This window comes from Phenylobacterium sp., from assembly GCF_030679875.1.
Taxonomy (GTDB): Bacteria; Pseudomonadota; Alphaproteobacteria; order Caulobacterales; family Caulobacteraceae; genus Phenylobacterium.
On sequence record NZ_JAUXSP010000015.1, the window covers coordinates 299,407 to 324,818 of the forward strand.

The 25,412-nt window shown below is 68.0% G+C and carries 25 protein-coding genes and 1 other RNA gene; 9 read left to right on the plus strand and 17 right to left on the minus strand.

What is annotated here, in order from left to right; genetic code table 11:
• Positions 1-3 precede the first annotated feature (3 nt).
• Positions 4-1,866, plus strand: a complete 1,863-nt coding sequence (gene mutL, locus Q8K84_RS09525) for a DNA mismatch repair endonuclease MutL (protein ID WP_305282406.1) — start codon at positions 4-6, stop codon at positions 1,864-1,866.
• A 203-nt stretch (positions 1,867-2,069) separates the two neighbouring features.
• Positions 2,070-2,345 carry a YjhX family toxin gene (locus Q8K84_RS09530; protein WP_305282407.1) on the plus strand — a complete coding sequence of 92 codons (276 nt, stop codon included), beginning with the start codon at positions 2,070-2,072 and terminating at the stop codon, positions 2,343-2,345.
• Here Q8K84_RS09530 and rsmD read toward each other — a convergent pair.
• Positions 2,331-2,903, minus strand: a complete 573-nt coding sequence (rsmD, locus tag Q8K84_RS09535) for a 16S rRNA (guanine(966)-N(2))-methyltransferase RsmD (protein ID WP_305282408.1) — start codon at positions 2,901-2,903, stop codon at positions 2,331-2,333. The two genes, Q8K84_RS09530 and rsmD, sit on opposite strands and share 15 nt — an antisense overlap.
• Positions 2,904-2,906: 3 nt before the next feature.
• Positions 2,907-4,679, minus strand: a complete 1,773-nt coding sequence (locus Q8K84_RS17395; RefSeq protein WP_370867858.1) for a pseudouridine synthase — start codon at positions 4,677-4,679, stop codon at positions 2,907-2,909.
• Between the two features lie 12 nt (positions 4,680-4,691).
• Between Q8K84_RS17395 and tadA the strand changes: the two genes are divergently transcribed.
• Positions 4,692-5,159, plus strand: a complete 468-nt coding sequence (tadA, locus tag Q8K84_RS09545; protein ID WP_305282476.1) for a tRNA adenosine(34) deaminase TadA — start codon at positions 4,692-4,694, stop codon at positions 5,157-5,159.
• Between the two features lie 78 nt (positions 5,160-5,237).
• Complete coding sequence (locus Q8K84_RS09550; RefSeq protein WP_305282409.1) at positions 5,238-6,113, plus strand: SDR family NAD(P)-dependent oxidoreductase; 876 nt, start codon at positions 5,238-5,240, stop codon at positions 6,111-6,113.
• 64 nt (positions 6,114-6,177) lie between these two features.
• On the opposite strand, the gene Q8K84_RS09555 is transcribed toward Q8K84_RS09550, so the two are convergent.
• The 5 genes from Q8K84_RS09555 to Q8K84_RS09575 all read right to left on the minus strand — a co-directional run bounded on the left by Q8K84_RS09555 (position 6,178) and on the right by Q8K84_RS09575 (position 10,476).
• A complete protein-coding gene (locus tag Q8K84_RS09555; protein ID WP_305282410.1) occupies positions 6,178-6,759 on the minus strand; it encodes a GNAT family N-acetyltransferase in 582 nt (193 codons plus the stop codon).
• A gap of 150 nt (positions 6,760-6,909) precedes the next feature.
• The gene (locus tag Q8K84_RS09560; protein WP_305282411.1) at positions 6,910-7,665 is read right to left on the minus strand and encodes a sulfite exporter TauE/SafE family protein; all 756 of its coding nucleotides are present in this window, start codon (positions 7,663-7,665) and stop codon (positions 6,910-6,912) included.
• Positions 7,662-8,420 carry a sulfite exporter TauE/SafE family protein gene (locus tag Q8K84_RS09565; RefSeq protein WP_305282412.1) on the minus strand — a complete coding sequence of 253 codons (759 nt, stop codon included), beginning with the start codon at positions 8,418-8,420 and terminating at the stop codon, positions 7,662-7,664. The genes Q8K84_RS09560 and Q8K84_RS09565 overlap by 4 nt, the downstream gene beginning before the upstream one ends.
• A gap of 105 nt (positions 8,421-8,525) precedes the next feature.
• Positions 8,526-9,050: a GNAT family N-acetyltransferase gene (locus Q8K84_RS09570; protein WP_305282413.1), complete on the minus strand. Its 525-nt coding sequence runs from the start codon at positions 9,048-9,050 to the stop codon at positions 8,526-8,528.
• Positions 9,051-9,156: 106 nt separating this feature from the next.
• Positions 9,157-10,476 (minus strand): acyl-CoA dehydrogenase family protein, encoded by a 1,320-nt coding sequence (locus tag Q8K84_RS09575; protein ID WP_305282414.1) that lies wholly within the window; start codon positions 10,474-10,476, stop codon positions 9,157-9,159.
• A gap of 180 nt (positions 10,477-10,656) precedes the next feature.
• On the opposite strand from Q8K84_RS09575, the gene Q8K84_RS09580 reads away from it, so the two are divergent.
• Positions 10,657-11,955 (plus strand): acyl-CoA dehydrogenase family protein, encoded by a 1,299-nt coding sequence (locus Q8K84_RS09580; protein WP_305282415.1) that lies wholly within the window; start codon positions 10,657-10,659, stop codon positions 11,953-11,955.
• 30 nt (positions 11,956-11,985) lie between these two features.
• Here the strand turns inward: Q8K84_RS09580 and Q8K84_RS09585 are convergent, their stop codons facing one another.
• The 3 genes from Q8K84_RS09585 to Q8K84_RS09595 form a co-directional block, all read right to left on the minus strand.
• Complete coding sequence (locus tag Q8K84_RS09585) at positions 11,986-13,302, minus strand: MFS transporter (protein ID WP_305282416.1); 1,317 nt, start codon at positions 13,300-13,302, stop codon at positions 11,986-11,988.
• Between the two features lie 60 nt (positions 13,303-13,362).
• On the minus strand, positions 13,363-15,576 hold the full coding sequence (locus tag Q8K84_RS09590; RefSeq protein ID WP_305282417.1) for a TonB-dependent receptor: 2,214 nt from the start codon (positions 15,574-15,576) through the stop codon (positions 13,363-13,365).
• A 107-nt stretch (positions 15,577-15,683) separates the two neighbouring features.
• On the minus strand, positions 15,684-16,445 hold the full coding sequence (locus Q8K84_RS09595) for a TetR/AcrR family transcriptional regulator (RefSeq protein WP_305282418.1): 762 nt from the start codon (positions 16,443-16,445) through the stop codon (positions 15,684-15,686).
• 409 nt (positions 16,446-16,854) lie between these two features.
• On the opposite strand from Q8K84_RS09595, the gene groES reads away from it, so the two are divergent.
• A complete protein-coding gene (gene groES, locus Q8K84_RS09600; protein ID WP_293321778.1) occupies positions 16,855-17,142 on the plus strand; it encodes a co-chaperone GroES in 288 nt (95 codons plus the stop codon).
• Positions 17,143-17,261: 119 nt separating this feature from the next.
• Positions 17,262-18,908 carry a chaperonin GroEL gene (gene groL, locus Q8K84_RS09605; RefSeq protein ID WP_305282419.1) on the plus strand — a complete coding sequence of 549 codons (1,647 nt, stop codon included), beginning with the start codon at positions 17,262-17,264 and terminating at the stop codon, positions 18,906-18,908.
• 96 nt (positions 18,909-19,004) lie between these two features.
• On the opposite strand, the gene Q8K84_RS09610 is transcribed toward groL, so the two are convergent.
• A complete protein-coding gene (locus Q8K84_RS09610; protein WP_370867859.1) occupies positions 19,005-19,361 on the minus strand; it encodes a phage holin family protein in 357 nt (118 codons plus the stop codon).
• Positions 19,362-19,505: 144 nt separating this feature from the next.
• Between Q8K84_RS09610 and Q8K84_RS09615 the strand changes: the two genes are divergently transcribed.
• On the plus strand, positions 19,506-20,138 hold the full coding sequence (locus Q8K84_RS09615) for a hypothetical protein (protein ID WP_305282420.1): 633 nt from the start codon (positions 19,506-19,508) through the stop codon (positions 20,136-20,138).
• A gap of 3 nt (positions 20,139-20,141) precedes the next feature.
• On the opposite strand, the gene Q8K84_RS09620 is transcribed toward Q8K84_RS09615, so the two are convergent.
• The 6 genes from Q8K84_RS09620 to Q8K84_RS09645 form a co-directional block, all read right to left on the minus strand.
• Positions 20,142-20,978, minus strand: a complete 837-nt coding sequence (locus Q8K84_RS09620; RefSeq protein WP_305282421.1) for a TIGR00282 family metallophosphoesterase — start codon at positions 20,976-20,978, stop codon at positions 20,142-20,144.
• Positions 20,979-20,987: 9 nt separating this feature from the next.
• Positions 20,988-21,557: a 5-formyltetrahydrofolate cyclo-ligase gene (locus Q8K84_RS09625; protein ID WP_305282422.1), complete on the minus strand. Its 570-nt coding sequence runs from the start codon at positions 21,555-21,557 to the stop codon at positions 20,988-20,990.
• Between the two features lie 190 nt (positions 21,558-21,747).
• Positions 21,748-22,179: a hypothetical protein gene (locus Q8K84_RS09630; RefSeq protein WP_305282423.1), complete on the minus strand. Its 432-nt coding sequence runs from the start codon at positions 22,177-22,179 to the stop codon at positions 21,748-21,750.
• Between the two features lie 182 nt (positions 22,180-22,361).
• A non-coding RNA gene (gene ssrS, locus Q8K84_RS09635) (6S RNA) lies at positions 22,362-22,524 on the minus strand.
• Between the two features lie 55 nt (positions 22,525-22,579).
• Positions 22,580-22,906: a cell division protein ZapA gene (locus Q8K84_RS09640; protein ID WP_305282424.1), complete on the minus strand. Its 327-nt coding sequence runs from the start codon at positions 22,904-22,906 to the stop codon at positions 22,580-22,582.
• Positions 22,907-22,909: 3 nt separating this feature from the next.
• Complete coding sequence (locus Q8K84_RS09645) at positions 22,910-23,290, minus strand: DUF4164 family protein (protein ID WP_305282425.1); 381 nt, start codon at positions 23,288-23,290, stop codon at positions 22,910-22,912.
• A 147-nt stretch (positions 23,291-23,437) separates the two neighbouring features.
• Between Q8K84_RS09645 and tkt the strand changes: the two genes are divergently transcribed.
• On the plus strand, positions 23,438-25,408 hold the full coding sequence (gene tkt, locus Q8K84_RS09650; protein ID WP_305282426.1) for a transketolase: 1,971 nt from the start codon (positions 23,438-23,440) through the stop codon (positions 25,406-25,408).
• The last annotated feature ends 4 nt before the right edge of the window (positions 25,409-25,412 follow it).

Consider the following 25,412-nt stretch of genomic DNA (forward strand, 5'->3'; position numbering starts at 1 on the left):
AACATGCGCATCCATCGCCTTCCCCCCGAAACCGTCAATCGCATCGCCGCCGGCGAGGTGGTCGAGCGGCCGGCCAGCGCCATCAAGGAGCTGGTCGAGAACGCCCTGGACGCTGGCGCGCGGCAGATCGAAGTGCAGGTCGATGGCGGCGGCCTGTCCCGCATCCTGGTGGCCGACGACGGCTTTGGCCTCTCGCCCGAGGAGCTGCTGCTGGCCGTCGAGCGCCACGCCACCTCCAAGCTGCTGCCTGACGACGCCGGGGACTATGACCTGCTGCGGATCGCCACCCTGGGTTTCCGGGGAGAGGCCCTGCCCTCGATCGGCTCAGTGGCGCGGCTCTCGATCACCAGCCGCGCCAGGGGCGCCAGCGACGCCTACGCCCTGCGGGTGGACGGCGGCGCAATGGGTCAGGTCTCGCCGGCCGCCTTCCCCGGCCCCCACGGGGCGCGGGTAGAGGTGCGCGACCTCTTCTATGCGACCCCGGCCCGGCTCAAATTCATGAAGTCCGAGCGGGCCGAGGCCATGGCCATCGCCGAGGAGATAAAACGCCAGGCCATGGCCCATGAGGCGGTCAGCTTCAGCCTGGAGATCGACGGCCGAAAGGTCCTGCGTCTGCCCGCTGAACCGGCCGGCGACGCGGGACGGCTGGCCCGGCTTTCGGCCATCATGGGCCGGGAGTTTTCCGAGAACGCGCTGTTGATCGACCATGTCCGCGAAGGGGTGCGCCTGTCTGGCTATGCCGGTCTGCCGACCCTGAACCGGGGCAATGCGGCCCACCAGTATCTGTTCGTCAATGGCCGCCCGGTGCGCGACCGCCTGCTGCAGGGCGCCCTGCGCGGGGCCTATGCCGACTTCCTGGCGCGCGACCGCCATCCCCTGACGGCCCTGTTCCTTGAGCTCGACACCGCCCTGGTGGATGTGAACGTCCATCCGGCCAAGGCCGAGGTGCGGTTCCGCGACCCGGCCCTGGTGCGTGGCCTGATCGTCGGGGGTCTGCGTCACGCCCTGGCTGGCGCCGGCCACCGGGCTTCGACCACTGTGGCCGCCGACGCCCTGCAGGGTCTGCGCCCCGGCATGACGCCGGCGCCAGCCTATCGGCCGGGGCCCTCGGCGCAGGGCTTTTCCAGCTGGGACGGCGGCGGCTGGGGCCCAGCCCTGGCCCAGGCCATCCCGGGCCTGAGTGAAACCTCCGCCCGCCACGAGCCTGTCTATGAGCCGGCGACCTATGGCGCCGCAGGGTTCGCCGAGAGCGATCTGGCCCAGGGTCCCGCGCCGGACCTGGTGGACTATCCCCTGGGCGCGGCCAGGGCCCAGGTGCACGAGACCTATATCGTCGCCCAGACCCGCGACGGCGTCGTCATCGTCGACCAGCATGCGGCCCATGAACGACTGGTCTACGAGAAGATGAAGGCGGAGATGGCGGTGGGCGCGGTGGCGCGCCAGGCGCTACTGATCCCCGAGGTGGTCGAACTCGACCCCGCCGAGGCCGAGCGGGTGGTGGCCCGCGCCGACGAACTCGCCGCGCTGGGCCTCGTCATCGAGCCCTTCGGCGTCGGCGCGGTCCTGGTCCGCGAGACCCCGGCCCTGCTGGGGGCGACGGACGCCGCGGGCCTGGTCCGCGACATCGCCGATGATCTGGCCGAAACCGACCAGGCCCTGGCGCTCAAGGAGCGGCTGGCCGAGGTCTGCTCGACCATGGCCTGTCACGGCTCGGTCCGGGCCGGCCGACGGCTGACGGCTCAGGAGATGAACGCCCTGCTCCGCCAGATGGAGGCCACCCCCCATTCGGGCCAGTGCAACCATGGCCGCCCCACCTATGTGGAGCTCAAGCTCGCCGACATCGAGCGGCTGTTCGGGCGGCGCTGATTGCCTGTGAGGCGGCGAGGCTCTAAGCTTGGCCGGAACTCTGAAAGAGGGATGTTCATGTCACCCGCTGCGACGACCGCCCGGGCCTGACGGACCACAGGACGGCCATCGGCTGTCCATCCGTGACCAGGCCAGAACCCTGCGACCCGCGCCGCGTCAGCGCGCGGGCCGCTTGGCATGGGCTATTCTCCCGGACTCTTTCTTTGAACATTCCCAAATCGCAGCAAAGGACGCTGCACGCCCTCGCCCAGGGGGCCACCATTCGCCCTGTCCGAGACACCCGCGGGCATATCATCGACGTCGACTGCATCACCGGGGAGGGCTGGCGCCTGACCGATTGCGACCTCGCCGTCTTCCAGGCCCTGCGGCGGCGAGGTTTCGTCGCCAGCCGTAGTGGGGGTCCCTACCGGATCACCCGGGAAGGCCTGGTGAACCTGCGCAGCCGGCAGGACAACCGGACCACCTCACGCCTCTGGTGAGTATTTCAGGAAGTGGACGCGCGCGGCGCCATAGTCGCGGGCGTCCATTTCGGCGTACCGCGCCACAGTCGGCGGGGGTTCGCTGGCCCCGCGCTCCCACACGATCAGGGCGCCGGGGGCGAGCCAGCCCCCGTCGGCCAGGGCCGGTAGCGCCGCCTCGCCGAGGCCCTTGGCATAGGGCGGGTCGAGGAAGGCGAGCTCGAAGGGGGGACCATCGCCGCCAGGGCGAAGACCAAGGTCGGTGGCGTCGCGGCGGTGGACCCGGGTGCGGCCAAACAGGCCCATGGCGTCCACATTCTCGCGGATGGCGCCTCTGGCCTCTTCGTCGGTCTCGACAAACAGGCAGAACTTCGCACCCCGGGACAGGGCTTCAAAACCCAGGGCGCCGGAGCCTGCGAACAGATCGATGACGCGGAGATCGCGCAAGCCTTCCGACCAGGGGGCGTGCTCCAGGATGTTGAAGATGGCCTGGCGGGCGCGGTCAGAGGTGGGGCGCGTGTTCACCCCTTGCGGCGCGGCCAGGCTCTTGCCGCGGAATTCTCCCGAAACGATACGCACGACCTAGCCTCGGGACTTGGGTCCGCGGGGGCCGCCCGACCCGCGCGGAGGTCCAGACGGCCGCGGGCCGCTACGCGCCGGACCGGAGGGCCGACCGCCCTTGGCGCCGCCGGGGGGCCCCTTCCGGTCGGACGGCGCCTTTTCGCCAAGCTGGGCCTTGCCGGCCGGGTAGGCCTTGCCCGAGGCCGGGCGAGGCCGAGGCGGGGCCGACCCCGCCGCGCGATCCGCCTTTGGCGCAGAACGCGGCGCCTCGGATCTCGGGCGTTCAGACCTGGGACGGTCCTCGCGAGGACGCTCCGAGGCCGGCCGCGCCGGTCTTGGACGGTCCGCCTGCGGGCGTTCGGACCGCGACCGCTCAGGAGGGCGCTCAGACCGTGACCGCTCGGGACGCTCACCCTGGGGCCGTTCGGAACGCGACCGCTCAGGGCGATCAGCCTGCGGGCGTTCAGAACGCGACCGCTCGGGACGGTCCGCCTGCGGGCGCTCAGACCGTGACCGCTCGGGACGGTCTCCCTGGGGCCGTTCGGAACGCGTCCGCTGAGGACGGTCAGCCTGCGGGCGTTCGGACCGCGACCGCTCGGGACGGTCCGCGGGGGGTTTCGCGGCCTCAGGGCGCGCCGGCCTCTCGGAGCGGGCCGGCTCGGGTCGCGTGGGCCGATCTGTGCTGGCCGCGGCGCTGGCGCGGGCCGCCTGGACTCTGGCCTTATTGATCATCACCCGGCCCTCGGCGAGGGCGGCGTCACGGCCACTGACCTTAGGCGCGGGCTTTCCCTTGGGCGCGCCCTTGGGCCGCACAGTGATCTTGGCCTTGGCCCATCCGGGCTTGTAGGCCTTCTTTTCCACCGGCTTGACCTCGACCCGCTCCACCTCGGCGCTCGCCCGACGGGCCGCGCCGGCCGAACGATTGCGCTTGGGCGGTGAATAGGCCGGCCGGTCGCCCTTGGGCATGTCTTCGGCGGCGATGAAGTCGGCGAACTGCTCGCGCAGGACGCGGGGCCCGACCTCTTCGATCTCGCCGGCCTCCAGCACGCCCAGGGCCAAGGGGCCGTAGGAGAGGCGGATAAGACGGTTCACCTTCAGGCCCAGGGATTCCAGAACCCGCCGGACCTCGCGGTTCTTGCCTTCGGTCAGGGTCAGGCTGATCCAGACATTGGCGCCCTGGGGGCCTTCCCGGGCCTTGTCGATGCGCGCCTCGATGGGGCCATAGCTGACGCCTTCGACGGTGACCCCGTTCTTGAGGACGTCCAGCTTGTCCTGGGTGATGCGGCCATGCGCCCGGGCGCGATAGCGGCGTTGCAGGCCAGTGGACGGCAGCTCCAACGCCCGGGCCAACGCCCCGTCATTGGTCAGCAGCAGCAGGCCCTCGGTGTTCAGGTCCAGCCGGCCGACGGAGATCAGCCGCGGTAGCCCGTCCGGCAGGGCCTCGAACACCGTGGAGCGGCCCGCAGGGTCGGAATGGGTGGTCACCAGGCCTGCGGGCTTGTGGTAGCGGAAGAGGCGGGCCGGTTCGCGGTCGTCCACCACCTCGCCATCGACGGTGAGGATGTCGTTGGCCTCGACCTTGACCGCAGGGGTGGTCAGGACCTGACCATTGAGCGCCACGCGGCCGGCCTCGATCAGGCGCTCCACCTCCCGGCGGGAGGCGACGCCGGCGCGGGCCAGGGCCTTGGCCACCCGCTCTCCGCCGCCCTCGGCGCCATCGGGCGCAGTGGGGTCGTGGGCGTCTGGGGCTTGACCGGAGGGGGGTCGGGGAGTTCGTTGCCGTTCGTGGACCATGATCACCGCACCATGCGCATCGCCCTGCGCGCCGCGCAAGACGCCGCCGCACGCGGGGAAACCCCCGTGGGCGCCTGTGTGGTCGATCCGGCCACGGGCGAGGTGATCGCCATCGGCGCCAATGGCCCCATCGGGACCCATGATCCCACCGCCCACGCCGAGATCGTCGCCCTGCGCGAGGCCGCCCGCAAGTTGGGCAATTACCGGCTGACCGGCCTGACCCTGGTGGTCACGCTTGAGCCCTGCGCCATGTGCGCCGGCGCCATCAGCCATGCGAGGATCGGCCGGGTGGTGTTCGGCGCCGATGACCCCAAGGGCGGCGCGGTCCTGCATGGCCCGAGGTACTTCGAACAGCCCACCTGCCACTGGCGTCCGGAAGTGACCGGCGGCATCCTCGCCGACGAGAGCGCCGAGCTGCTTCGCGGCTTCTTCCGCGCCCGGCGTGGGAAGTCGGCCCCCGAGGCGCCAGCAGGGACCTAGGCGCCGCCGACCTTGCCAAGGCCCCCTGCCCGGTCGGATGATGCCACCCATAAGAATTCGAACATTTGGGAGACGACCATGGGATTGCTCGACGGAAAAGTGGCCATTGTGACCGGGGCCGGCGGCGGCCTGGGGGAGGCCTATGCCAAGCTGTTCGCCAAGGAAGGCGCCAAGGTGGTGGTCAACGACCTGGGCGGGACCCGCGACGGCTCCGGCGCCGACCGCAGCGCGGCCCAGAAGGTGGTCGACGAGATCAAGGAAGCCGGCGGCGAGGCGGTGGCCAATGGGGATGATGTCTCCACCGTCGAGGGCGGCGAGAACATCCTCAAGACCGCCCTGGACACCTGGGGCAAGATCGACATCCTGGTCTGCAACGCTGGCATCCTGCGCGACAAGACCTTCGCCAACACCTCGGAGGCCGACTGGGACCTGGTGGTCAAGGTCCACCTGAAGGGCACCTATTGCTGCGCCTGGCCGGTCTGGAAGTGGATGAAGGAGAACAACAATCCCGGCGTCATGGTGCTGACCTCGTCCACCTCGGGCCTGTATGGCAATTTCGGCCAGGCCAATTACGGGGCGGCCAAGGCCGGCATCTACGGCCTGATGCGCGTGCTTTCCATCGAGGGCCGCAAGTACGGCATTCGGGTCATGGGCCTGGCGCCTGGCGCCTTCACCCGCATGACCTCGGACCTGCCCGGCCGCCAGGGCAAGGAGCCCGACGCCATGAGCCTGCCGGAAAACATCGCGCCGGGCGTGCTCTACATGGTCTCCGACCTCGCCGCCGATCACTCCGGCAAGGTGCTGGGGGTGTCGTCCCGCGGCGTGCGCGAGATCAAGATGGTCCAGACCGACGGCTTCAATCCGGGCAAGCCCTACACCGCCCAGGACGTGGCCAAGCACGCTGAAGAGGTGTTCTTCCCGGCGGCGGCCGAACGCACCGCCGCCAGCGCTTAGCGGGCAGGCCCCTCCTCTTCCGTCATGGTCGGGCTTGACCCGACCATGACGGCGATCGGGCCTGTCAGAGCGCCGTCAGTCGCGCATCCAACTGCGCTCGGACCGCCGGCCATTCCTCGGCCAGAATGGAGAAGACCACCGTGTCGCGGATGCGGCCGGTCCAGACGACGCGGTGCTGGCGCAGGATGCCCTCCTGCACAGCCCCCAGTTTGAGGACCGCAGCGCGGGAGCGGTGGTTGATGGCGTCGACGTTCAGTTGCACCCGCCGGGCGCCGGCCTCGAAAGCATGGCCCAGCATCAGGCGCTTGGTGGCTGGGTTCACCGCCCCGCCCCGGTGGTCGGGGTGGTAGTAGGTGCCGCCGATCTCAACGGACGCATTGGCGGGATCGGGACCGATATAGCTGGTCATGCCGATGCACCGCCCCTCGAGCAGAACCGCATGGGGAATCCAGCTGCCCTCGGCGGCCTGAGCCATCATCCGCGCCCAGCCGGCGTCGAAATGCTCTGGTTCCATGGAGTGGGGATAGAGGTCGCGCCAGACCTGCAGGTCGGCGGCGCAGGCGGCCTGCAATTGGGCGCGATGGCGTTCGCCCATCGGCTCAAGCCGCACATGCCGATTGTGCGAATTCTGGCCTTCCAGCTGCATTTCACCCCCTGTGACGCAACGGCACGAAGAATCTTTCACCCGCCCTCTTGCCTTTGGCCAGGAGGGTATTATCTCAGCCTGGCCCTTTTGGGCGTTTCCTCCCTATAACTTTTGAGTCGCGCCCTTCATGGACGCGGCTCTTTTTTTGCCTCAGGCGCGACCGAGCAGCATCAAGCCCTGGATCAGGAAGCCGGCCCCCAAGGCCGTGAAGATCCATCGGCGCCATCGGCGGAAATGATCTTCAGAGATGATGTCCAGGAACCGGCGGCCAACCGCCGCGCCGAGCACGGCGGCCAGGACCGCTCCCGCCACCAGGGCGAGACCCAGGCCCTCCCCCTCAGCGCCGACCGAAATCAGCGCCCCGCCGTAAAAGACGAGCTTGGCCAGGTGGGCGAAGACCTGGAAGGCGGCCTTGGTGCCGATGACCTCGTGACGGTTGAGGGAGCTGCGCACCAGAAACAGTTCGCTCAGAGGCCCGGAAACCCCCACCGTCAGGGCCATGAGGGTGGCCAGGAAGCCGCCCGCCAGGGCGTGGGTCGGACGGGCGGCGTCCAGGGGAATGAGCCTCGGCGGAAGCCAGACCAGGACCGGCAAGAGGCCCATGCCGATGAAGATCGCCGCCTTGGAGGGCTGGAAGGCCATGAACGAGAGCAGTCCCATGCCAGCAATGGCGCCGAGGCCAAACCACCCCACCGTGCGATAGCGCACATGCCGGGCGTTGAAGCCTGCCCTGGCAAGGTTCGAGGCCAGCTGCGCAGCGCCATGCAGGGCGAGCGCCGCACCCACCGGCAGGATCAGGGTCAGGACCGCCATCAACAGCGAGCCGCCGGCCATGCCCAACAGCCCCGATATGGCCGAGGCGGCGAAGACCGCAGCCAGGACCAGCCCGACGCTGAGCCCGCTCACGAACCCGCCATCAGAAGCTGGGCGGCCTGGATCAGGTAGAGGACGCCGACGGCGGTGACGATCCAGCGGGTCCAGCGCTTGAAGTTCACGTCGCTCATCCGCTCCAGGATCAGGCCGCCGCACCAGGTGCCGGCCATGGAGAGCGGAATGGCCAGGGCGAACAGCCAGAGCGGCGGCATGTCGGCATCCCGCGCCCCGACCAGCAGCGGCGCCCCATAGACGATGATCTTGGCCAGGTGGGCGAAGACCTGGGTGGCGGCCTTGGTGGCGACGATGGCGTGGCGGGTGAGTTCGGTGCGGACGAAGAAGATGTCCAACAGGGGGCCGGCGACGCCTGCCATCAAGTTCAGGCCGGTGACGAGGAAGCCCGAGGCGAAGGCCTGGTGCGGCCGGGCGGCGTCCAGCTTCAGCCAGCCCGCCGGTAGCCAGGTGAGCCAGGGCACCAGGCCCAGCATCAGGAACAGGAACGGCTTGGACGGGGTGAAGGCCGCCAGCGACACCAGCACGCCGGCGATCAGGGAGGCCAGGGCATACCAGCCGACAATGTCCCAGCGGACGTGACGCCTATGCAGCAGGGCCCGCCAGCCATTGGCGACCAGCTGCAGAATGCCGTGGGTGACGAAGGCCGCTGAGACCGGCAGGACGAGCGCCAGGGCGCCCATCAGCACCAGGCCGCCGGCCATGCCGAAGACGCCAGACAGGGTGGCCGTCAAAAAGGCGGCGGCCAGGATGAAGATCGCAGTAGGTAGGGTCACGGGCAGTCTCCAGAAAGGCGGCCTGTCCTCCAGGGCGGTCACAGGCCGCCTCGGATTGCAGAACCGCAGCGCGTCGCGCGCGGGACGGAGCAGGCGCTGCAAACCTCATTGGGCGAGCGCCTTGTAGAAGACGGTGGTGGCCTCGGGCCGGCCGTCTGTGGAAAGGGCGAAGTCGGGAATGACGCCGACGCGAACCCAGTCGCCGCGGGCGTAGAGCCGCTCGGCGTCGCCGCCGGTGACGGTGTCGAGCACCAGGAGCGTCAGGCCCATCTGGCGGGCGGCGGTTTCGGCATGGGCCAAGAGGGCGGCGCCAACACCCCGGCGGCGAACGCGAGGATGGACGAGCATCTTGGCCACATCCCCGCGATGGGGCTGGTTCTCCGGCCCGGCGGGGATCACCTGGACCACGCCGCAGAGACCCGCCGCGTCATGGGCCAGGATCAGGGCGCGCCCGTCATCGGCGCTGAGTTGACCCGCCCACCATTGGCCGGCGCGATCGGCGTCCAGACCCTCAAGAAACGAAACTGAAGCGCCGCCCGCCACGCACGCCGCCAGCAGCTCGCCGAGCGCAGCGGCGTGGGCTGCGGCGTCGGCGGCGGACAGGCGGCTGTAGCGGACGGCGGCGGTCATTGACGATCCCATACACCCGCCAAAGCTTGACCGCCACAAAGCCAAAAGGCCCCGGCGGTGACGCCGGGGCCTTGGCACTTGCGGGCTGTTGTAAGCCTTGCGTCGCCTAGTTCCGGAACACGGCCGCCGTGGACGGGTCCTGGGGCATTTCGCGGTACTGGCGCAGCTCGTTGCGGCCCACCACCATGTGGTGGACCTCATCGGGGCCGTCGGCCAGGCGCAGGGTGCGGGTGGAGGTATACATCCGCGCCAGGGGGGTCTTCTGCGAGACGCCGGTGGCGCCGTACATCTGGATGGCCTGGTCGATGATCTGGCAGACCCGCTCGGGCACCATGGCCTTGACCATGTGGATCCAGATGCGGGCCTCCTGGCGATCGAGGACGTCCATGGCCTTGGCGGCCTTGAGCACCATCAGGCGCATGGCCTCGATCTCGATGCGGGCGCGGCTGACGATCTCGACATTGCCGCCCAGCTGGATGATCGGCTTGCCGAAGGCTTCCCGGGTCAGGCCGCGGGTGACCATCAGGTCGAGCGCCTTCTCGGCCTGGCCAATGGCGCGCATGCAGTGGTGAATCCGGCCGGGACCCAGGCGCAGCTGGCTGATCTCAAAGCCGCGGCCTTCGCCCAGCAGCATGTTCGAGGCCGGCACCCGGACATTGTCGAACACGATGTGCATATGACCGTGCGGCGCGTCGGGATCGCCGAACACGTTCATCGGGCCGACCACCTTGACCCCAGGGGTGTCCATGGGAACCAGGATCTGGGACTGGCGCAGATGGGGCGGACCTTCGGGGCTGGTCTGCACCATGGTGATCATCACCTTGCAGCGCGGGTCGCCGGCGCCGGAGATGTAGTGCTTCTCGCCATTGAGGACGTACTCGTCCCCCACCAGGGTGGCGCGCATGCGGATGTTCTTGGCGTCGGAGGAGGCCATGTCCGGCTCGGTCATGGCGAAGGCCGAGCGGATCTTGCCTTCCAGCAACGGCTTCAGCCACATTTCCTTCTGCTCGGGCGTGCCGACGCGCTCGAGAACTTCCATGTTGCCGGTGTCGGGCGCGGCGCAGTTCATCGTCTCAGAGGCCATCGGGTTCTTGCCGAGCTCGACGGCGATATAGGCGTAGTCCAGGTTCGACAGACCCTCGCCGGTCTCGGCGTCAGGCAGGAAGAAGTTCCACAGGCCCTCGGCCTTGGCCTTGTCCTTGGCGGCTTCAAGGACTTCCAGCTGGCCTGGCGCATAGGACCAGATGTCGGTCTTGCCCTCACCAAGCCGGTGGAATTCCACGCTCATCGGCTGGACCACCTCGGCGATGAACGTCTTCACATGGTTCAAGAGCGGCACCGCCTTTTCGGAGATGCGGAGGTCGTTAAGCGCGTCCAGCGGGTTCAGCGCGAAGCTGGATTGAGCTTTTTCAGCGGCGATATTCATGGTGGTCCTCCCGGGGACATGGCGTTGAAGCTGGGGCGCCGGGGCCGGCCGCAGGGGCCAGGACGCGCCCGGATCGATCTCTGCCCCACCATCGGCGCAGAATTGCTGAAAATCAAACGCCTGTTCGTCTAGGCGGCCTAAAAGGCGTTCAAACATTTGTTTGAATGAGAGGCCTGCCCCATGGATTTCGAATATTCGGCACGACAGAAGGCCCTGATCGCCCGGGTCAGCGCCTTCATGGACGAGCATGTGATCCCCGCCGTCCCCCTCTATGAGGCCCAGCAGGCGGAAGGGCCGCGGTGGAAGGTTCTGCCTGTCATTGAGGATCTGAAGACCAAGGCCAGGGCCGCGGGCCTGTGGAACATGTTCATGCCGCCGTCCTCCGGCGTCGCCCACGTGGATGACAGCTTCGCCTTCGAGGGCCAACAGCTGACCAATCTGGAATACGCGCCCATCGCCGAGCTTCTGGGGCGGGTGGAGTTCGCCTCCGAGGTCTTCAACTGCTCAGCGCCGGACACCGGCAATATGGAGATCCTGAACCGCTACGGGACCCTGGCCCAAAAGGAACGCTGGCTGCGACCGCTGATGAATGGCGAGATCCGCTCGGCCTTCCTGATGACCGAACCCCAGGTGGCCTCGTCTGACGCCACCAATATCGAGACCCGCATCGAGCGCGACGGCGACCACTATGTGATCAACGGGCGCAAGTGGTGGTCGTCCGGCATGGGCGATCCCCGCTGCAAGGTCGCCATCGTCATGGGCAAGACCGACATGGAGGCCCCGCGCCACCAGCAGCAGAGTCAGGTCCTGGTCCCCATGGACGCGCCCGGGGTGAAGATCGTGCGGATGCTGCCGGTGTTCGGCTATGACGACGCGCCCCACGGCCACGCCGAGGCGGTTCTGGAGAATGTCCGGGTGCCGGTGAATGAGGCCCTGCTGCTGGGCGAGGGGCGTGGTTTCGAGATCAGTCAGGCGCGCCTGGGGCCCGGCCGCATCCACCACTGCATGCGCACCATCGGCGCGGCCGAGGTCGCCCTGGAAAAGATGTGCCGCCGGCTCAAGAGCCGCACGGCCTTCGGCAAGACGATCGCCGAACACTCGGTCTGGGAGGAACGCATCGCCCGGGCCCGCATCGATATCGAGATGACCCGCCTGCTCTGCCTGAAGGCCGCTGACATGATGGACAAGGCCGGCAACAAGGTGGCCCGGCTGGAGATCGCCATGATCAAGGTCCAGGCCCCGACCATGGCGCTCAAGGTCATCGACGACGCCATCCAGGCTCATGGGGGCGCCGGCGTGACCAGCGATTTCGGCCTGGCCAAGGCCTATGCCGGCCAGCGCACCCTGCGGCTGGCCGACGGTCCCGACGAGGTCCACAACCGGACCATCGCGCGGATGGAGCTGGCCAAGTACGGGGATCTGCGGGGGAGGCTGGAAGCCGAACAGGACGCCCAGCGCGTGCCCGTGGGCTCGCGCTGAACGCCGGCGGCGGCTGAATTGGCGACTGGGTCAGGCGACCCAGTCGTGCTTCAGCCGCCGCGATCCCACGATGAACAGCGCCGAGGCGACCAGATAGAAGACCAGCCCCGAATAGATGGCGTAGCGCAGGGACTCCTCGCCGAACCGCGGCGTCAGGGCGTCGGAAACCGCCCCGAAATACCAGGTGCCCAGGCCCAGGCCGATCAGGTTGTTGACGAACAGGAAGCAGGCCGAGGCGACCGAGCGCTGGGCGACCGGGACCAGATGCTGGACCGCGGTGATCACGGGACCAAGCCAGGCGAGGTTGAGGCCCTGGGGGATAATGAACAGGAAGAAGGCCAGGGCCAGGGACTGGGACTGGATCGCCAGGAAGAAGCACGGCAGGGCGATCAGGAAAGCCCCGGCCGGCACCAGCAGATAGGCCGCCGGACGCTTGGGCCCCAGGCGGTCGCCGAGCCAGCCCCCCGCCCAGACGCCGATCACCCCGCCCACCAGGGTGATCACCCCGAGGAACAACGAGCGGTCCACCAGGCTCATGCCGAGGCTGCGCTCGAAGAAGGACGGCAGCCAGAAGGCCACGCCGTAACCGCAGACCGACGAGGCCGCGGCCCCCAGTGAAATCAGCCAGAAGCTGGGCTTGCGCAGCAGTAGGGCGACGGCGCCAGGCGGCGGCGCGGCCGGCGCCTGCTCGGCGAGGGGCGGGGCGGGCGCGTTCACAGGCTCATCATAGGCCCCGCGCTTAGGCTCCTTGACGATCAGGCGAAAGATTGGGGCGAAGGCCACACCTGCGAGGCCGACGATGATGAAGGCGGCCCGCCAATCAATGGCGTGGGCGATCAGACCCCCGAACAGAATGCCCAGGGCCGAGCCGATGGGAATGCCAAAGGAGTAGGCCGCCAGCGCCCGGGCCCGATGGGTCTTGGGAAAGTAGTCGGCGATCAGGGAATAGGCGGGCGCCACGCCGCCGGCCTCGCCGATCCCGACCCCCATCCGGGCCAGGAACAGGCTCCAGAAGCCCGTGGCGAACCCGCAAAGGGCGGTGAAGCCGCTCCAGAGCGTCAGGGCCCCGGTCATGATCCAGGTCCGGCTCCAACGGTCGGCGAGCCACGCCACGGGGATGCCCAGACCCGTATAGAAGAGGGCGAAGGCCAGCCCGCCCATCAGGCCGAGTTGGCTGTCGGTGAGCCCCAGATCGGCCTTGATCGGCCCGGCGAGGATGCCGAGGATCTGGCGATCCAGGAAGTTGAACGTATAGGCGACGATCAGCACCCCAAGGACGGTGATCGGATAGCGGTCGGGCCTGATTCCCAATGGGGGGCGGGCGGCGTCGTCGGCGGGCGTGTCCATCAGGGCTCCGTAACAGACAAAGGCCCGGCTCCCCGAAGGGGCCGGGCCTGACAAGCTCTACTAGAACTTCGCTTCGAAGGAGAGGGTCACGGTCTGCGGCGGCCCGTAGTAGGCCGTCACCGAGTTGGCGAAGAGGCCGCCGGGGAAGTTGTAGCCCCCGATCCGGTAGGTCTCGTCGCCGAGATTCTTGCCGTGCAGCCCCACCCGGTAGCGATCGCTGGCCGAGGTCCAGACCAGGCTGGCGTCATAGAGCCAGTAGGCGCCCTGATCGAGCCGGGACGGGATCTCGAACATCGAGAAGGACGAGCGGTAGGAGGCCGAGGGAATGAAGCTGATGCGCCCCTTGTCTCCCAGGTCGCGCTGATAGCTCAGGCTGAAAGCGCCGCTCCATTCCGGGGTGTTCTGGAACACCCGGCTATCGGCGAAGTCCTCAACCACGCCGGTCAGCGGATTGAGGGCCCGGTACTCGTCGAACTCCGCCTTGATGTAGCCCAGGGCGAAGTTGGCGCTCAGATCCGGCGTCAGATAGGCGACGCCCTCCACCTCGACCCCCGACATGTGAGATTCGCCGACGTTAAGCACCTGGCTGGCGATGGAGGCGCCGACCGGGGTCTGAAGGGTCACCTGCTGGTCCTGGTACTGGGCGTAGAAGACCGCCGTATTCAGGCTTAGCCGGCGGTCGAAGAAGTAGCCCTTCAGGCCCGCCTCGTAGGAGTCCACGGTCTCGGGCGCGTAGCCGTCCCGGGAGGTGGGCGTGAGGATGGCGTCGGCCCGCATGTCGAAGCCGCCCGACTTGAAGCCCTGGCTATAGGAGGCGTAGCCGGTCAGTTCGGAGCCAAAGTCGTAGCTGACGCTCACCCGCGGGGTGAACTTCTCATAGCTGTCGGTGCTGGTGAAGTTCGACCGAACGAGACCGGGCACGGCGAGGGGGTTGCCAAACAGGGGAGAGCGGATGCCGGTGAAGTTCTGGCGATAGACGACGCCGGTCTTCTCATCCTGCGTGTAGCGGCCGCCCACAGACAGGGTCAGGGCCTCGGTGAGGTCGAAGCTCACATCGGCGAAGGCCGACCAGCTCTCGGTGTCCACATGGCCGGCCGTGGCGATCGTCAGAGCCGCCTGGCTGAGCACGGTGTCGAAGGCGCCGGCCGCCGTCGCGCTGAGATAGAAGAGGCCGCCGACCGCCTGCACTCGGTCGCCCGAATAGAGCAGTTGCAGCTCCTGGGTGAACTGGTGGTCGCTGTATCGGGCGGGAATGTCCAGGAACGGGGCCGGCAGGGTGTCGAAGTCGATCTCCCCGGCCGTCTCGCCCGCGCGGTAGGCCGAGATCGACTTGAAGGTCAGGGAGTCGCTGGCTGACCATTCCCCCAGCAGAGAGACGCCGCGGCTCTCCACGCGGTTCTTGTCACCGGCGCCGGCCCGGGTGTCATAGACGTTGGGCAGGACTTCGCCGCCAGGGATGGGCTGGTTCAGCACATTGAAGGCGGCCACTTCGCGGTGACCATGGCGGGGGTTGGAACGGTCGGTGACAATGTCGCCGGCGAGACGGAAGAACAGGTCCGGCGTCGGCGAGAACTCCACCGTGGCGCGGGCGGCGCTGACGTCCTTGTTGTAGTGCTCCGCGCCCGTGGTCAGGTTGCTCCCATAGCCGTCGCGGTCAAAGCTGGCCCAGGTCAGACCGACGCCGAGGCTGTCGCTGACCATCCCCTTGGCCGATCCGATGAAGTCGCGCTGGTTGTAGGAGCCGAGCTGGCCCTTGAAGCGCATCTCCGGCTCGCCATCGATCTTGGCGGTGACGTACTTGATCGCCCCGCCGATGGTGTTGCGCCCGTAAAGCGTGCCCTGGGGTCCGCGCAGGACCTCCATCCGCTCGATGTCGAAGATGTCCAGGACCGCGCCTTGCGGGCGGGCGATGTAGACATCGTCCACATAGAGGCCGACGCCGGGCTCAAAGCCCCAGAGCGGATCCTGCTGCCCAACCCCGCGAATGAAGGAGATCAGGGTGGAGTTGGAGCCCCGGGCCACCTGAACCGTGAGGTTCGGGGTCGACTGCTGCAAGGTGGTGATGTCGGCCGCCCCGGTGGCCGCCAGCCGTTCAGCGGTGATCGCGGTGACGGCGACGGGAACGTCCTTGAGGGACTCCTCACGCCGTCGGGCGGTGACCACCAGTTCTTCGACCACCGCGACGCCCTGCGCAGGGGCCTGAGCCGCGGCGACGCCTGGCACGGCCGCCATCGCCGCGCTCGCCAGGAGCGCAGCCTTCAAGATGGTATTCATTTTATCCTCCCCAACGCGCCGCTTTGTGAGGTGCGGCGTCGCCAATAACTCACCATCTGGTGAATTACCGGCGAGTGTGCCTTCAACCGGGGCCTTGGCGCCAGGGCTCAGATGGGGCCGGGTTCCGAATTTTTGGCCAGTTGGTGAATTTTCGCAACACCTCCGCCCCCGGTGGCGCCGTCCCGGCGGCGGACCACGGCTTCAAGGCCCGCCGCGCAATAGGCGAACAGGCGCTCGCGCACCGCCTGCAGATCCGAGGAGCGGCACAGGCCATCAGAAAGCTGGTCGATGCGCCCGGTCTCCGAAAGGGCCAGCATCATCGCGCCGGTGAGGAACTGGTAGCACCAGTAGAGGTCGTCAATTTCAGCCTCCGGCAGGGCGGCCTTGAGGGTGTCGATCAGCTGGTGCACCACAGGGTCAAAGAACCGGTGCATGGTCTCCCCGCCCCAGGCCGGGGTGTTGTTGACCAGGGCGACCAGCCGGAAATAGTTCTTCCAGCCCGGGTCCTGGGTCATGGAGCGGTCGAGCAGAGGTCCGATAAAGGCCTCGATCACCCCCTCAGCCTTTAGATCCTCGGGATGGGCGGCCTGATAGGTCGCCATGGCCTCCAGGCGTTCACGGTTGAGGATCTCGGCGCGGCGGGCGAAAACGGCGTCGAAGAGTTCGCGCTTGGCGCCGAAATAGTAGTGGATCAGGGCGGTGTCGACGCCAGCCTCGGCCGCCACCTGCCGCACGGTGACCCCATAGAAGCCGTGGCGGGAGAACAGGTCCTCCGCCGCATTCAGAATAGCTTCGCGCAGATCCTGGCCCTGGCCCTTGGGCCGGCGACCGCGGGTCGCTCCGGGCGCGATATCGGTTGATTTCCCCATGATGGGGCAGTGGAGGACGCCCGCAGCCCGATCGTCAAGCGTCGGCGGCCGCTCTCACCCTGCGCAGGCGGAGGTCGGCGCGCGCCTCAGAGGCTGGCCGGGCGTGTGAGGACGAACAGGCTCAGCACGCCAGCCAGGGCCATCAGGGCGGGAACAACTTTGAGCAGCTTGACCATAGGTCACAGATAGGCACGGCCATGGCGCCTATCCAGTTAAGCTTCCGACAGAATTCCTGGCCTCGCCTTCAGTCCGACTGCCCCGGGAAATACCCGTCGCGGGTTGACTCAGGCCGTGGGGCTTCCTAATTCCAGGCCGCGTTAGCACTCAGGGTTGGCGGCTGCTAATATGCGCCGATCGCGGGGGCTGACCTCATCGCAATTCCAATAGTTCCGAATGGAGCAAGACCAAAATGGCGTTTCGTCCTTTGGGAGACCGCGTCCTCGTGCGGCGTGTCGAGGAAGAACAGAAGACCAAGGGCGGGATCATCATTCCCGACACCGTGAAGGAAAAGCCGCAGGAAGGCGAAATCATCGCCGTCGGCCCCGGCGCCCGTGACGAGAGCGGCAAGGTTCAGCCCCTCGACGTCAAGACCGGCGATCGCATCCTGTTCGGCAAGTGGTCCGGCACCGAGATCAAGCTCGAAGGTGAAGACCTGCTGATCATGAAGGAAAGCGACGTCCTGGGCGTCCTCGACTAAGACCCCGGCCCCTCGCCGACCAGCCCGCCCGCAAGGTCGGGCGCAAGACATTCGGCCAAGGCGCGCGACCCGGGATGATCCCGACGCTGCCCTTCGCCTCAAGGAAAGAAGAAGAAGAAATGGCTGCGAAAGACGTCTATTTCTCCGCTGACGCCCGCGACCGCATGCTTCGCGGCGTCAACATCCTCGCCAACGCCGTGAAGGTGACCCTGGGCCCCAAGGGCCGCAACGTGGTCATCGAAAAGTCCTTCGGCGCCCCGCGCTCGACCAAGGACGGCGTCACGGTGGCCAAGGAAATCGAACTGGCTGACCGCTTCGAGAACCTCGGCGCCCAGCTGATCCGCGAAGTTGCGTCGAAGACCAACGACAAGGCCGGCGACGGCACCACCACGGCGACCGTTCTGGCTCAGGCCATCGTGGTCGAAGGCCTGAAGTCGGTGGCCGCCGGCATGAACCCGATGGATCTGAAGCGCGGCATCGACAAGGCCGTCGCCAAGGTGATCGAAGAGATCAAGGCCACCTCCAAGAAGGTCTCGGCCAATTCCGAGATCGCCCAGGTCGGCACCATCTCGGCCAACGGCGACACCGAGGTCGGCGAGATGATCGCCCGCGCCATGGACAAGGTCGGCAACGAAGGCGTCATCACCGTCGAAGAAGCCAAGACCGCCGAGACTGAACTCGACGTCGTCGAAGGCATGCAGTTCGACCGCGGCTACCTGTCGCCCTACTTCATCACCAACGCCGACAAGATGGAGGCCGATCTCGAAGAGCCCCTCATCCTGCTCTACGAAAAGAAGCTCTCCAGCCTGCAGCCCCTGCTGCCGGTGCTCGAAGCCGTGGTCCAGTCGGGTCGTCCCCTGCTGATCATCGCCGAGGACATCGATGGCGAGGCCCTGGCCACCCTGGTGGTCAACAAGCTGCGTGGCGGCCTCCGCGTCGCCGCCGTCAAGGCGCCGGGCTTCGGCGATCGCCGCAAGGCCATGCTGGAAGACATCGCCATCCTGACCGGCGGCCAGCTGATCAGCGAAGACCTGGGCATCAAGCTCGAGAACGTGTCCCTCGACATGCTCGGCAAGGCCAAGAAGGTCACGATCACCAAGGACGACACCACGATCGTCGACGGTTCCGGCGAGAAGACCGGCATTGAAGGCCGTATCAGCCAGATCAAGCGCCAGATCGAGGACACCACCTCGGACTACGACAAGGAAAAGCTGCTGGAACGTCTGGCCAAGCTGGCCGGCGGCGTTGCGGTCATCCGCGTCGGCGGCTCCACCGAGGTCGAGGTGAAGGAACGCAAGGACCGCGTCGACGACGCGCTCAATGCGACCCGCGCCGCGGTTGAAGAAGGCATCGTCCCTGGCGGCGGCGTCGCCCTGCTCAAGGCCTCCAAGATCCTGGACGGCTTCAAGGGCGACAATGACGACCAGGAAGCCGGCGTGGCCATCATCCGCCGCGCTCTGCAGGCGCCGATCCGTCAGATCGCCGAAAACGCCGGCGTCGAAGGCTCGATCGTCGTCTCCAAGGTGCTGGAATCCACCTCGGCCACCTTCGGCTTCAACGCCCAGACCGAAGAATATGTCGACATGGTCCAGGCCGGCGTCATCGACCCGGCCAAGGTCGTCCGGACGGCTCTGCAGGACGCGGCTTCGATCGCCGGCCTGCTGATCACCACCGAAGCGGCGATCGTCGAGGCCCCGAAAAAGGGCGGCGGCGGCGGCGGCGGCGGCATGCCTGACATGGGCGGCATGGGCGGCATGGACTTCTAAGTCCAAGCCCTCCAGGCTTTCTCAAGACGAGAAGGGCGGAGCCTCACGGCTCCGCCCTTTTTCTTTGGGCGAAGGGCTGAAGCGACCGCCTCGACCTCACCGCCCCTGCTCGTCGCGGATGATCAGGTGGCCGAGCCAGCTGGTCAGGCCGGTGACGATGGCGGCCACCAGGCCCGGCCAGAGGCCGTCCACGGTGAAGCCGTCCAGGAAGACCGAGACCAGGATGATCATGCCGGCGTTCAGCACCAGCAGGAACAGGCCCAGCGTCACCAGGGTCAGGGGCAAGGTCAGGATGAACAGGATCGGCCGCAGGATGGCGTTCACCAGGCCCAGCAGCACCGCGGCCAGGATCAGGCTGCCCATGTCAGTGAAGGCCACGCCGGCCACCAGCACCGAGGACAGCCACAGGCCAATGGCGGCGAATATGGCGCGGACGATGAACTTGGCCAGCATGAAACACCTTCGGAAATGGCGAACCTTGGCCGCCGGATCAGCGGGCATATTCGCCGATGGCGCCGCTTCCGTCACCCCATGACCCAATTCCGCCGCAACCGGCGCCGATAGCGTGGCCGTGGGTGGGCGAGACGGGAGATCGCGATGCAAAGACTGGTCCTGCTGACCCTGGCCGCCCTCTGGACCAGCGCGGCGAGTGCTGCGCAGCCACAAGACCCCCCGCCCTTCGGCCCGGGCCCCCAGGGCGGGGAGGTTTTCATCAGTCCGTCCGGCGAACCCTTTCGCGGCCCCGGCGGGCTTGCGGCCTGGCTCACAGGCGCCGACCGCGACGGGGACGGCCTGGTCACCGCCCCCGAGTTCGAGGCCGACGCCCTTCGCGTCTTCGCCCGTCTCGACACCGACCAGAATGGGGTGATCGATGGTTTTGAAACCCAGGCCTATGAGCGGGAAATCGCCCCGGAGATCCGCCGCCTGGGCGAGGCGCGGTCCCCCGGCGGCGGGGGCGGCCCTGGCGCCGACAGCGAACGGCCGCGACGACCGCTGCTCGGCATGGGCCGTGGCGCGCGGCCATCACCGCGGGAGGGCGCGGCCCGCTACGGCCTGCTGAATGAACCCCACCCGGTGCGCGGCGCAGACGCCGATCTGTCGGGGCGCGTCAGCCTGGAGGAGTGGCGCAAGGCCGCGGCCCGCCGCTTCGCCCTGCTGGATCTCGACGGCGACGGGGTGCTGACCCTCGACACCCTGCCACGCCTTGGCGGGGAAGCGCCCCGGCGCTGAGCCTCAGGCCCGGGCCAGGTCGACCTGGGGGATGGTCTCCGACAGCCGTCCGCCGACCCGGATCGGCTCGACCCGGATCGCCAGACCCGTGGAGTCATCGGTCTCGACGAACACGCCGCAGACCGTGGCTGGCCCCTCGGCGGGCTTATAGCGGCCGCCGGAGATGCGGGTGGTGAAGCGCCGCAGGGGCTCTTCCTTCTGATTGCCGATCACGCTGTCATAGTCGGCGCAGGCGCCGGCGTCGGTCTGATAGGCGGTGCCGCCGGGCAGGATCTGGCAGTCGGCCGTGGGCACATGGGTATGGGTGCCCACCACCAGACTGGCGCGGCCGTCGCAGAAATGGCCCATGGCCATCTTCTCGCTGGTGGCCTCGGCGTGCATGTCTACCAGCACGGCGTCCGACACCATGCCCAGCGGCGCCTTTTCCAATTCGCGGTCGACGGCGGCGAAGGGGTCGTCCAGGGAGTCCATATGGACCCGGCCGAGCAGGTTGATCACCAGGATGCGCCGGCCTGACTGGGTCTCGAACAGATTGGCCCCGCGGCCCGGCGCGTCGGCCAGGACGGAATAGTTCAGGGGCCGGATCAGGCGGGGCTCGCGGACGATATAGGTCAGCGCCTCCTTCTGGTCCCAGGAGTGGTTGCCGAGCGTCAGGCAGTCGGCGCCGGCGTTGAACAGCTCCCGGGCCGTATTCTCAGTGATCCCGAAACCGGCGGCGGCGTTCTCGGCGTTGATGACCACGAACTCCAGACCGAGCTGGCGGCGCAACATGGGCAGGTGGTCGGCGAGACCCTCGCGGCCTGAGCGGCCGACGACATCTCCGAAAAAGGCGAAACGCATCAGTGCATCCTATCGGACTTCAATCAGCCCGGCTTCCGTCAAAATGGCGTCCAGCCGCTGATCGTGCGGCTCCAGCGGCAGGTCCTCGACCTCCTGGCCGGCATAGGCGTAGCCGAGCAGGAAGGGGCGATGGTCTGCGCCCAGCGCCGCGATCGCCCGATCATAGACGCCGGCGCCCTGCCCCAGGCGCCCGCCTCGCCGATCAAAGGCCAACAGGGGCACAATCAGGGCGGTGGGCGACACCTGCGGCTGGTCGGCAAGCGGCGCGGGGATTCCGAAGGCGTCCGGCGAGAGGGCGGCGCCCGGGGTCCAGGCGCGGAAGGTGAGCGGCGCCTCCCGGTCCGCCGCCACCGGCAGGGCGAGAGCTGCGCCGGCCTCCGCCAGGGCCGCCATCAGCGGGCCGGGATCAAGCTCGGCGCCCTGGGCAAAATAGCCCGCCACCGGGCCAGCCCCCAGCCGCGCCAGCGGCGCGTGGGCGGCCGCGCGGCTGGCGGCCCGACTGTCCGCGGCCGCCAGCGCCAGACGCAGGCTGCGCATCTGCCGGCGCAGAACGGACTTCTGGTGGGAGACAGGGTTCACCCCGGGCTCTTAGCCGAACCTGAGGCTCCAAGGGAAATAGTCGTAGGCCATTGGAGGTCGGAGCGTTCGAAGCTTAGAGCCTGCCCGAATGTAGGGCTTGCACTTTGCGCGGTGGCGAGACCGTATCCAGCGTCCGGCCCTCGGACGCCCGCTCACAACCGTGGCCGACCCATTGCCCGCTCTGGAGGGGCTACGGCTCGGCCCTTTGCTGGAAGTCGTCGTCAACTAGATCGAACGTTCTCGAGACCTGCCCATCCAGACTGAAAATCGTGATTCCGGCGGCTCTGATGCTTTCATCGCTAGGGGACGCAACTCGGATGCCAATCTTCTCGACTTGGTCGAATGGCATCGACTCAATGACGTGCGTGTCGATCTGCCCCCGCTGAAGCACGACCACCACGTATGCGATGTTGCGCTCGACGTTCCGCAAGACCCGGGCACGGTCCAGCCGGCCATCCCCAACAAAATCGGCCGAAAACGCCAGAAATCCGGCAGGGTCCGCAAGCCGCTTCGCATAGTCAGGAGACGTCGCATAGTCCGAGAGCTTTGCCTCGACATAGCCAATGGATATCAGCGCCGTTGGCAACGGCCGCTGGTCAGGCGCGGGGTCTTCAAGGGTCATTGAGGCTATGAGGGCCAGGCTGAGAGCAGTAGCGAGCATAGGCTTAGCTTACACGGGCTGAGCCAAACGTCTGCATGCCACCGGCCTCAGTTCTCCCCAGCGTCTGCAGACCCGCGCAGCGGATAATTGACTGAGAAACGGGCCCACGACAGAAACCGCTGAGCGATCAGGGGGTGAGGGTGGCGGCGCCGTGAGGACCGTGAAGGACGATTTTAATCCCCTCGGACCTGGATAACCAGGTGGGCGCCATGTGTCCGGGGCCACGGCGCCGGACAGGGACAGCTCCCTTTGAGACAATTAAGGTCGGAGGAATTAGGTTGCCTTCGACGTGAGCCACAGCAGACCCGCCGAGGCCTAATCTAGGCGCAGGCCACGGCGATAACAAGGCCCGCGGACAGACCTATTCCGCCGCTAGTTTCTCAATCCGCTTGGCCGCCCCGTCCAGGGCGGCGGCGGCCTTGGACTCGATGCGGGCGCGGTCCGATTGCAGGCGGGCGAGCTCGGCCTGCACGCCGGACATCCGGCTGCGGGAATCCCACAGCTCATCGGCCAACAGCAGGGCCGCCATCAGGAACAGCCGCGTCTCGGTCAGCTGGCCCATGTCCTGGGAGACCGCCCGGACCTGGCGGTCGAACAGCCGCACCAGCTCCAGCAGGTGCGCCTCCTGGCCGTCCTCGCAGCCCACCTGATAGGGCCGGCCGTTCACCTCTACGGTCACCTGGGCCATGGGTCAGTCCTCCCGGGTCATGTGGGCGGGGATGTCGAGTTCGGCGTCCGGTTCGAGGTCGAGCTCGGGCTCGCCCTCCTCCTCCTCCTCCTCGGGGGCCGGCTCGTCGTCCTCGGGCGTCTCCAGCACCTCACGAATTTCAGCGATCGCCCGGCCCAGGGCGGCCGAGGCCTCGACGCCGGCGGCCGCCAGGGCCTTTTCCCGGGCGCGGGCCTCGTCCAGCTCGGCCGCCAGCTTGGCGCGGTCCTGGTCAAACAGGCCGCCAGCCTCCAGCCCGGCGCGGCCCTTGGCCTCGCCCAGACGCTGTTCCAGCAGGGCGATGGCGCGTTCGAGCCGCCGGGCGGCCTGGTCTATGGCGCTCTCGCTGGCGGGATCACGGATCATTCAGGACTCCAGAGGTGTGTCCGTTAATCTATAGACCGCCCCGGGCGTGGGCTGAAAGCGGCGCATTTCTTGACCGCCGCGCCCGTGCGTGCGACCCCGCCAGCCTGCGCCCCGCCCCCCATGACCTCCAGACTCCCCGGAACGCCCATGCCCGCACAGCTTCAGACCATGGCCGACGCCATCCGTGTTCTCTCCATGGACGCCGTTCACCGCGCCAAGTCGGGGCACCAGGGCATGCCCATGGGCATGGCCGACGTGGCCACCGTCCTGTGGTCGAAGTTCCTGAAGTATGACGCCACCGCGCCTGACTGGGCCGACCGGGACCGGTTCGTCCTGTCGGCGGGTCACGGCTCGATGCTGATCTACTCGCTCCTGCACCTCACGGGCTTCAAGGCTGTGACCCTGGAGGAGATCAAGAACTTCCGGCAGTGGGGCTCCAAGACCGCCGGCCATCCGGAGTACGGCCACACCCCTGGCGTCGAGACCACCACCGGCCCGCTCGGCCAGGGCATCGCCACGGCTGTGGGCATGGCCATGGCCGAGCGCCACCTGGCCGGACGGTTCGGTGATGACCTGGTCGACCACCGCACCTGGGTCGTGGCCGGCGACGGCTGCCTGATGGAGGGCGTCAGCCAGGAAGCCATCTCCATGGCCGGGCGCTTCAAGCTCCACAAGCTGACCGTGCTGTTCGACGACAACAACACCACCATCGACGGCGAGGCGACCATCGCCGAGACCGGCGACCAGATGGCCCGCTTCAAGGCCGCCGGCTGGGCGGTGAAGGCCGTGGACGGCCACGACTTCGGCAAGATCGCCGCGGCCCTGCGCTGGGCGACCCGGCAGGACCGGCCGACCATGATCGCCTGCAAGACCAAGATCTCGAAGGGCGCCGGCCGCAAGGAAGGCGACCCCCACAGCCACGGCTACACCCTGTTCGACGACGAGATCGCCGATTCCCGCCTGGCCATGGGCTGGAGCCACGAGCCCTTTGTCATCCCCGATGAGGTCTACAAGCCCTGGCGCTCGGCCGGCCGCAAGGGCGGCAAGGCCCGCAAGACCTGGGAAAAGGCGCTGGGCGCCTCGCCCCTCAAGAGCGAATTCCAGCGGGCCATGGCCGGCGAACTGCCGCTTGAGGCCTTCGAACGCCTGGACGCCCACATCGAAGAGATGGCCAAGACCGCGCCAGCCAACGCTACCCGCGTGCATTCCGGCGCGGCCCTGGAACAGCTGGTTCCGGCCATCCCGGAAATGGTCGGCGGCTCGGCCGACCTGACCGGCTCCAACAACACCTTCGTCAAGGGCACGCCGGCCTTCGACGCCCCGGACTATTCGGGTCGCTACGTGCACTACGGTATCCGTGAACACGGCATGGCGGCGGCCATGAACGGCATGGCGCTGCATGGGGGCGTGATCCCCTATTCCGGCACCTTCATGGTGTTCTCCGACTATAGCCGCCCGGCCATCCGGCTGGGCGCCCTGATGGGCGCGCGGGTGATCCATGTGATGACCCACGATTCCATCGGCCTGGGCGAAGACGGCCCGACCCACCAGCCGGTGGAGCACCTGGCCTCCCTGCGGGCCATGCCCAACCTGAACGTCTACCGTCCGGCTGATGCGGTTGAGGCCGCCGAGTGCTGGAAGCTGGCGTTGTCCACGCCGACGACGCCCTCGATCATGGCCCTGTCGCGTCAGAAGGTTCCGGCGGCGCGCACCGAAGTGGCGGGCGAGAATCTCTCGGCCCGGGGCGCCTATGAGCTGCGCGCCGCTGACGGCGAGGCCCAGGCGACCCTCTTCTCCACCGGCTCGGAGGTCTCCATCGCGCTGGCGGCCCGTGACCTGCTGCAGGCCAAGGGCGTGCCGACCCGGGTGGTCTCGGTCCCCTGCTGGGAGCTGTTTTCCACCCAGTCGGCGGAATACCGCGCCTCGGTGATCGGCAAGGCCCCGGTCCGCTGCGCGGTGGAAGCCGCCGTGGGCATGGGCTGGGAGCGGTTCATCGGCGAGGACGGCGTCTTCATCGGCATGTCGGGCTTCGGCGCCAGCGCCCCCTATGAGCGGCTCTACAAGGAGTTTGGCATCACAGCCGAAGCCGTGGCCGACGCCGTCCAGGCCAGGCTCTAGGGCC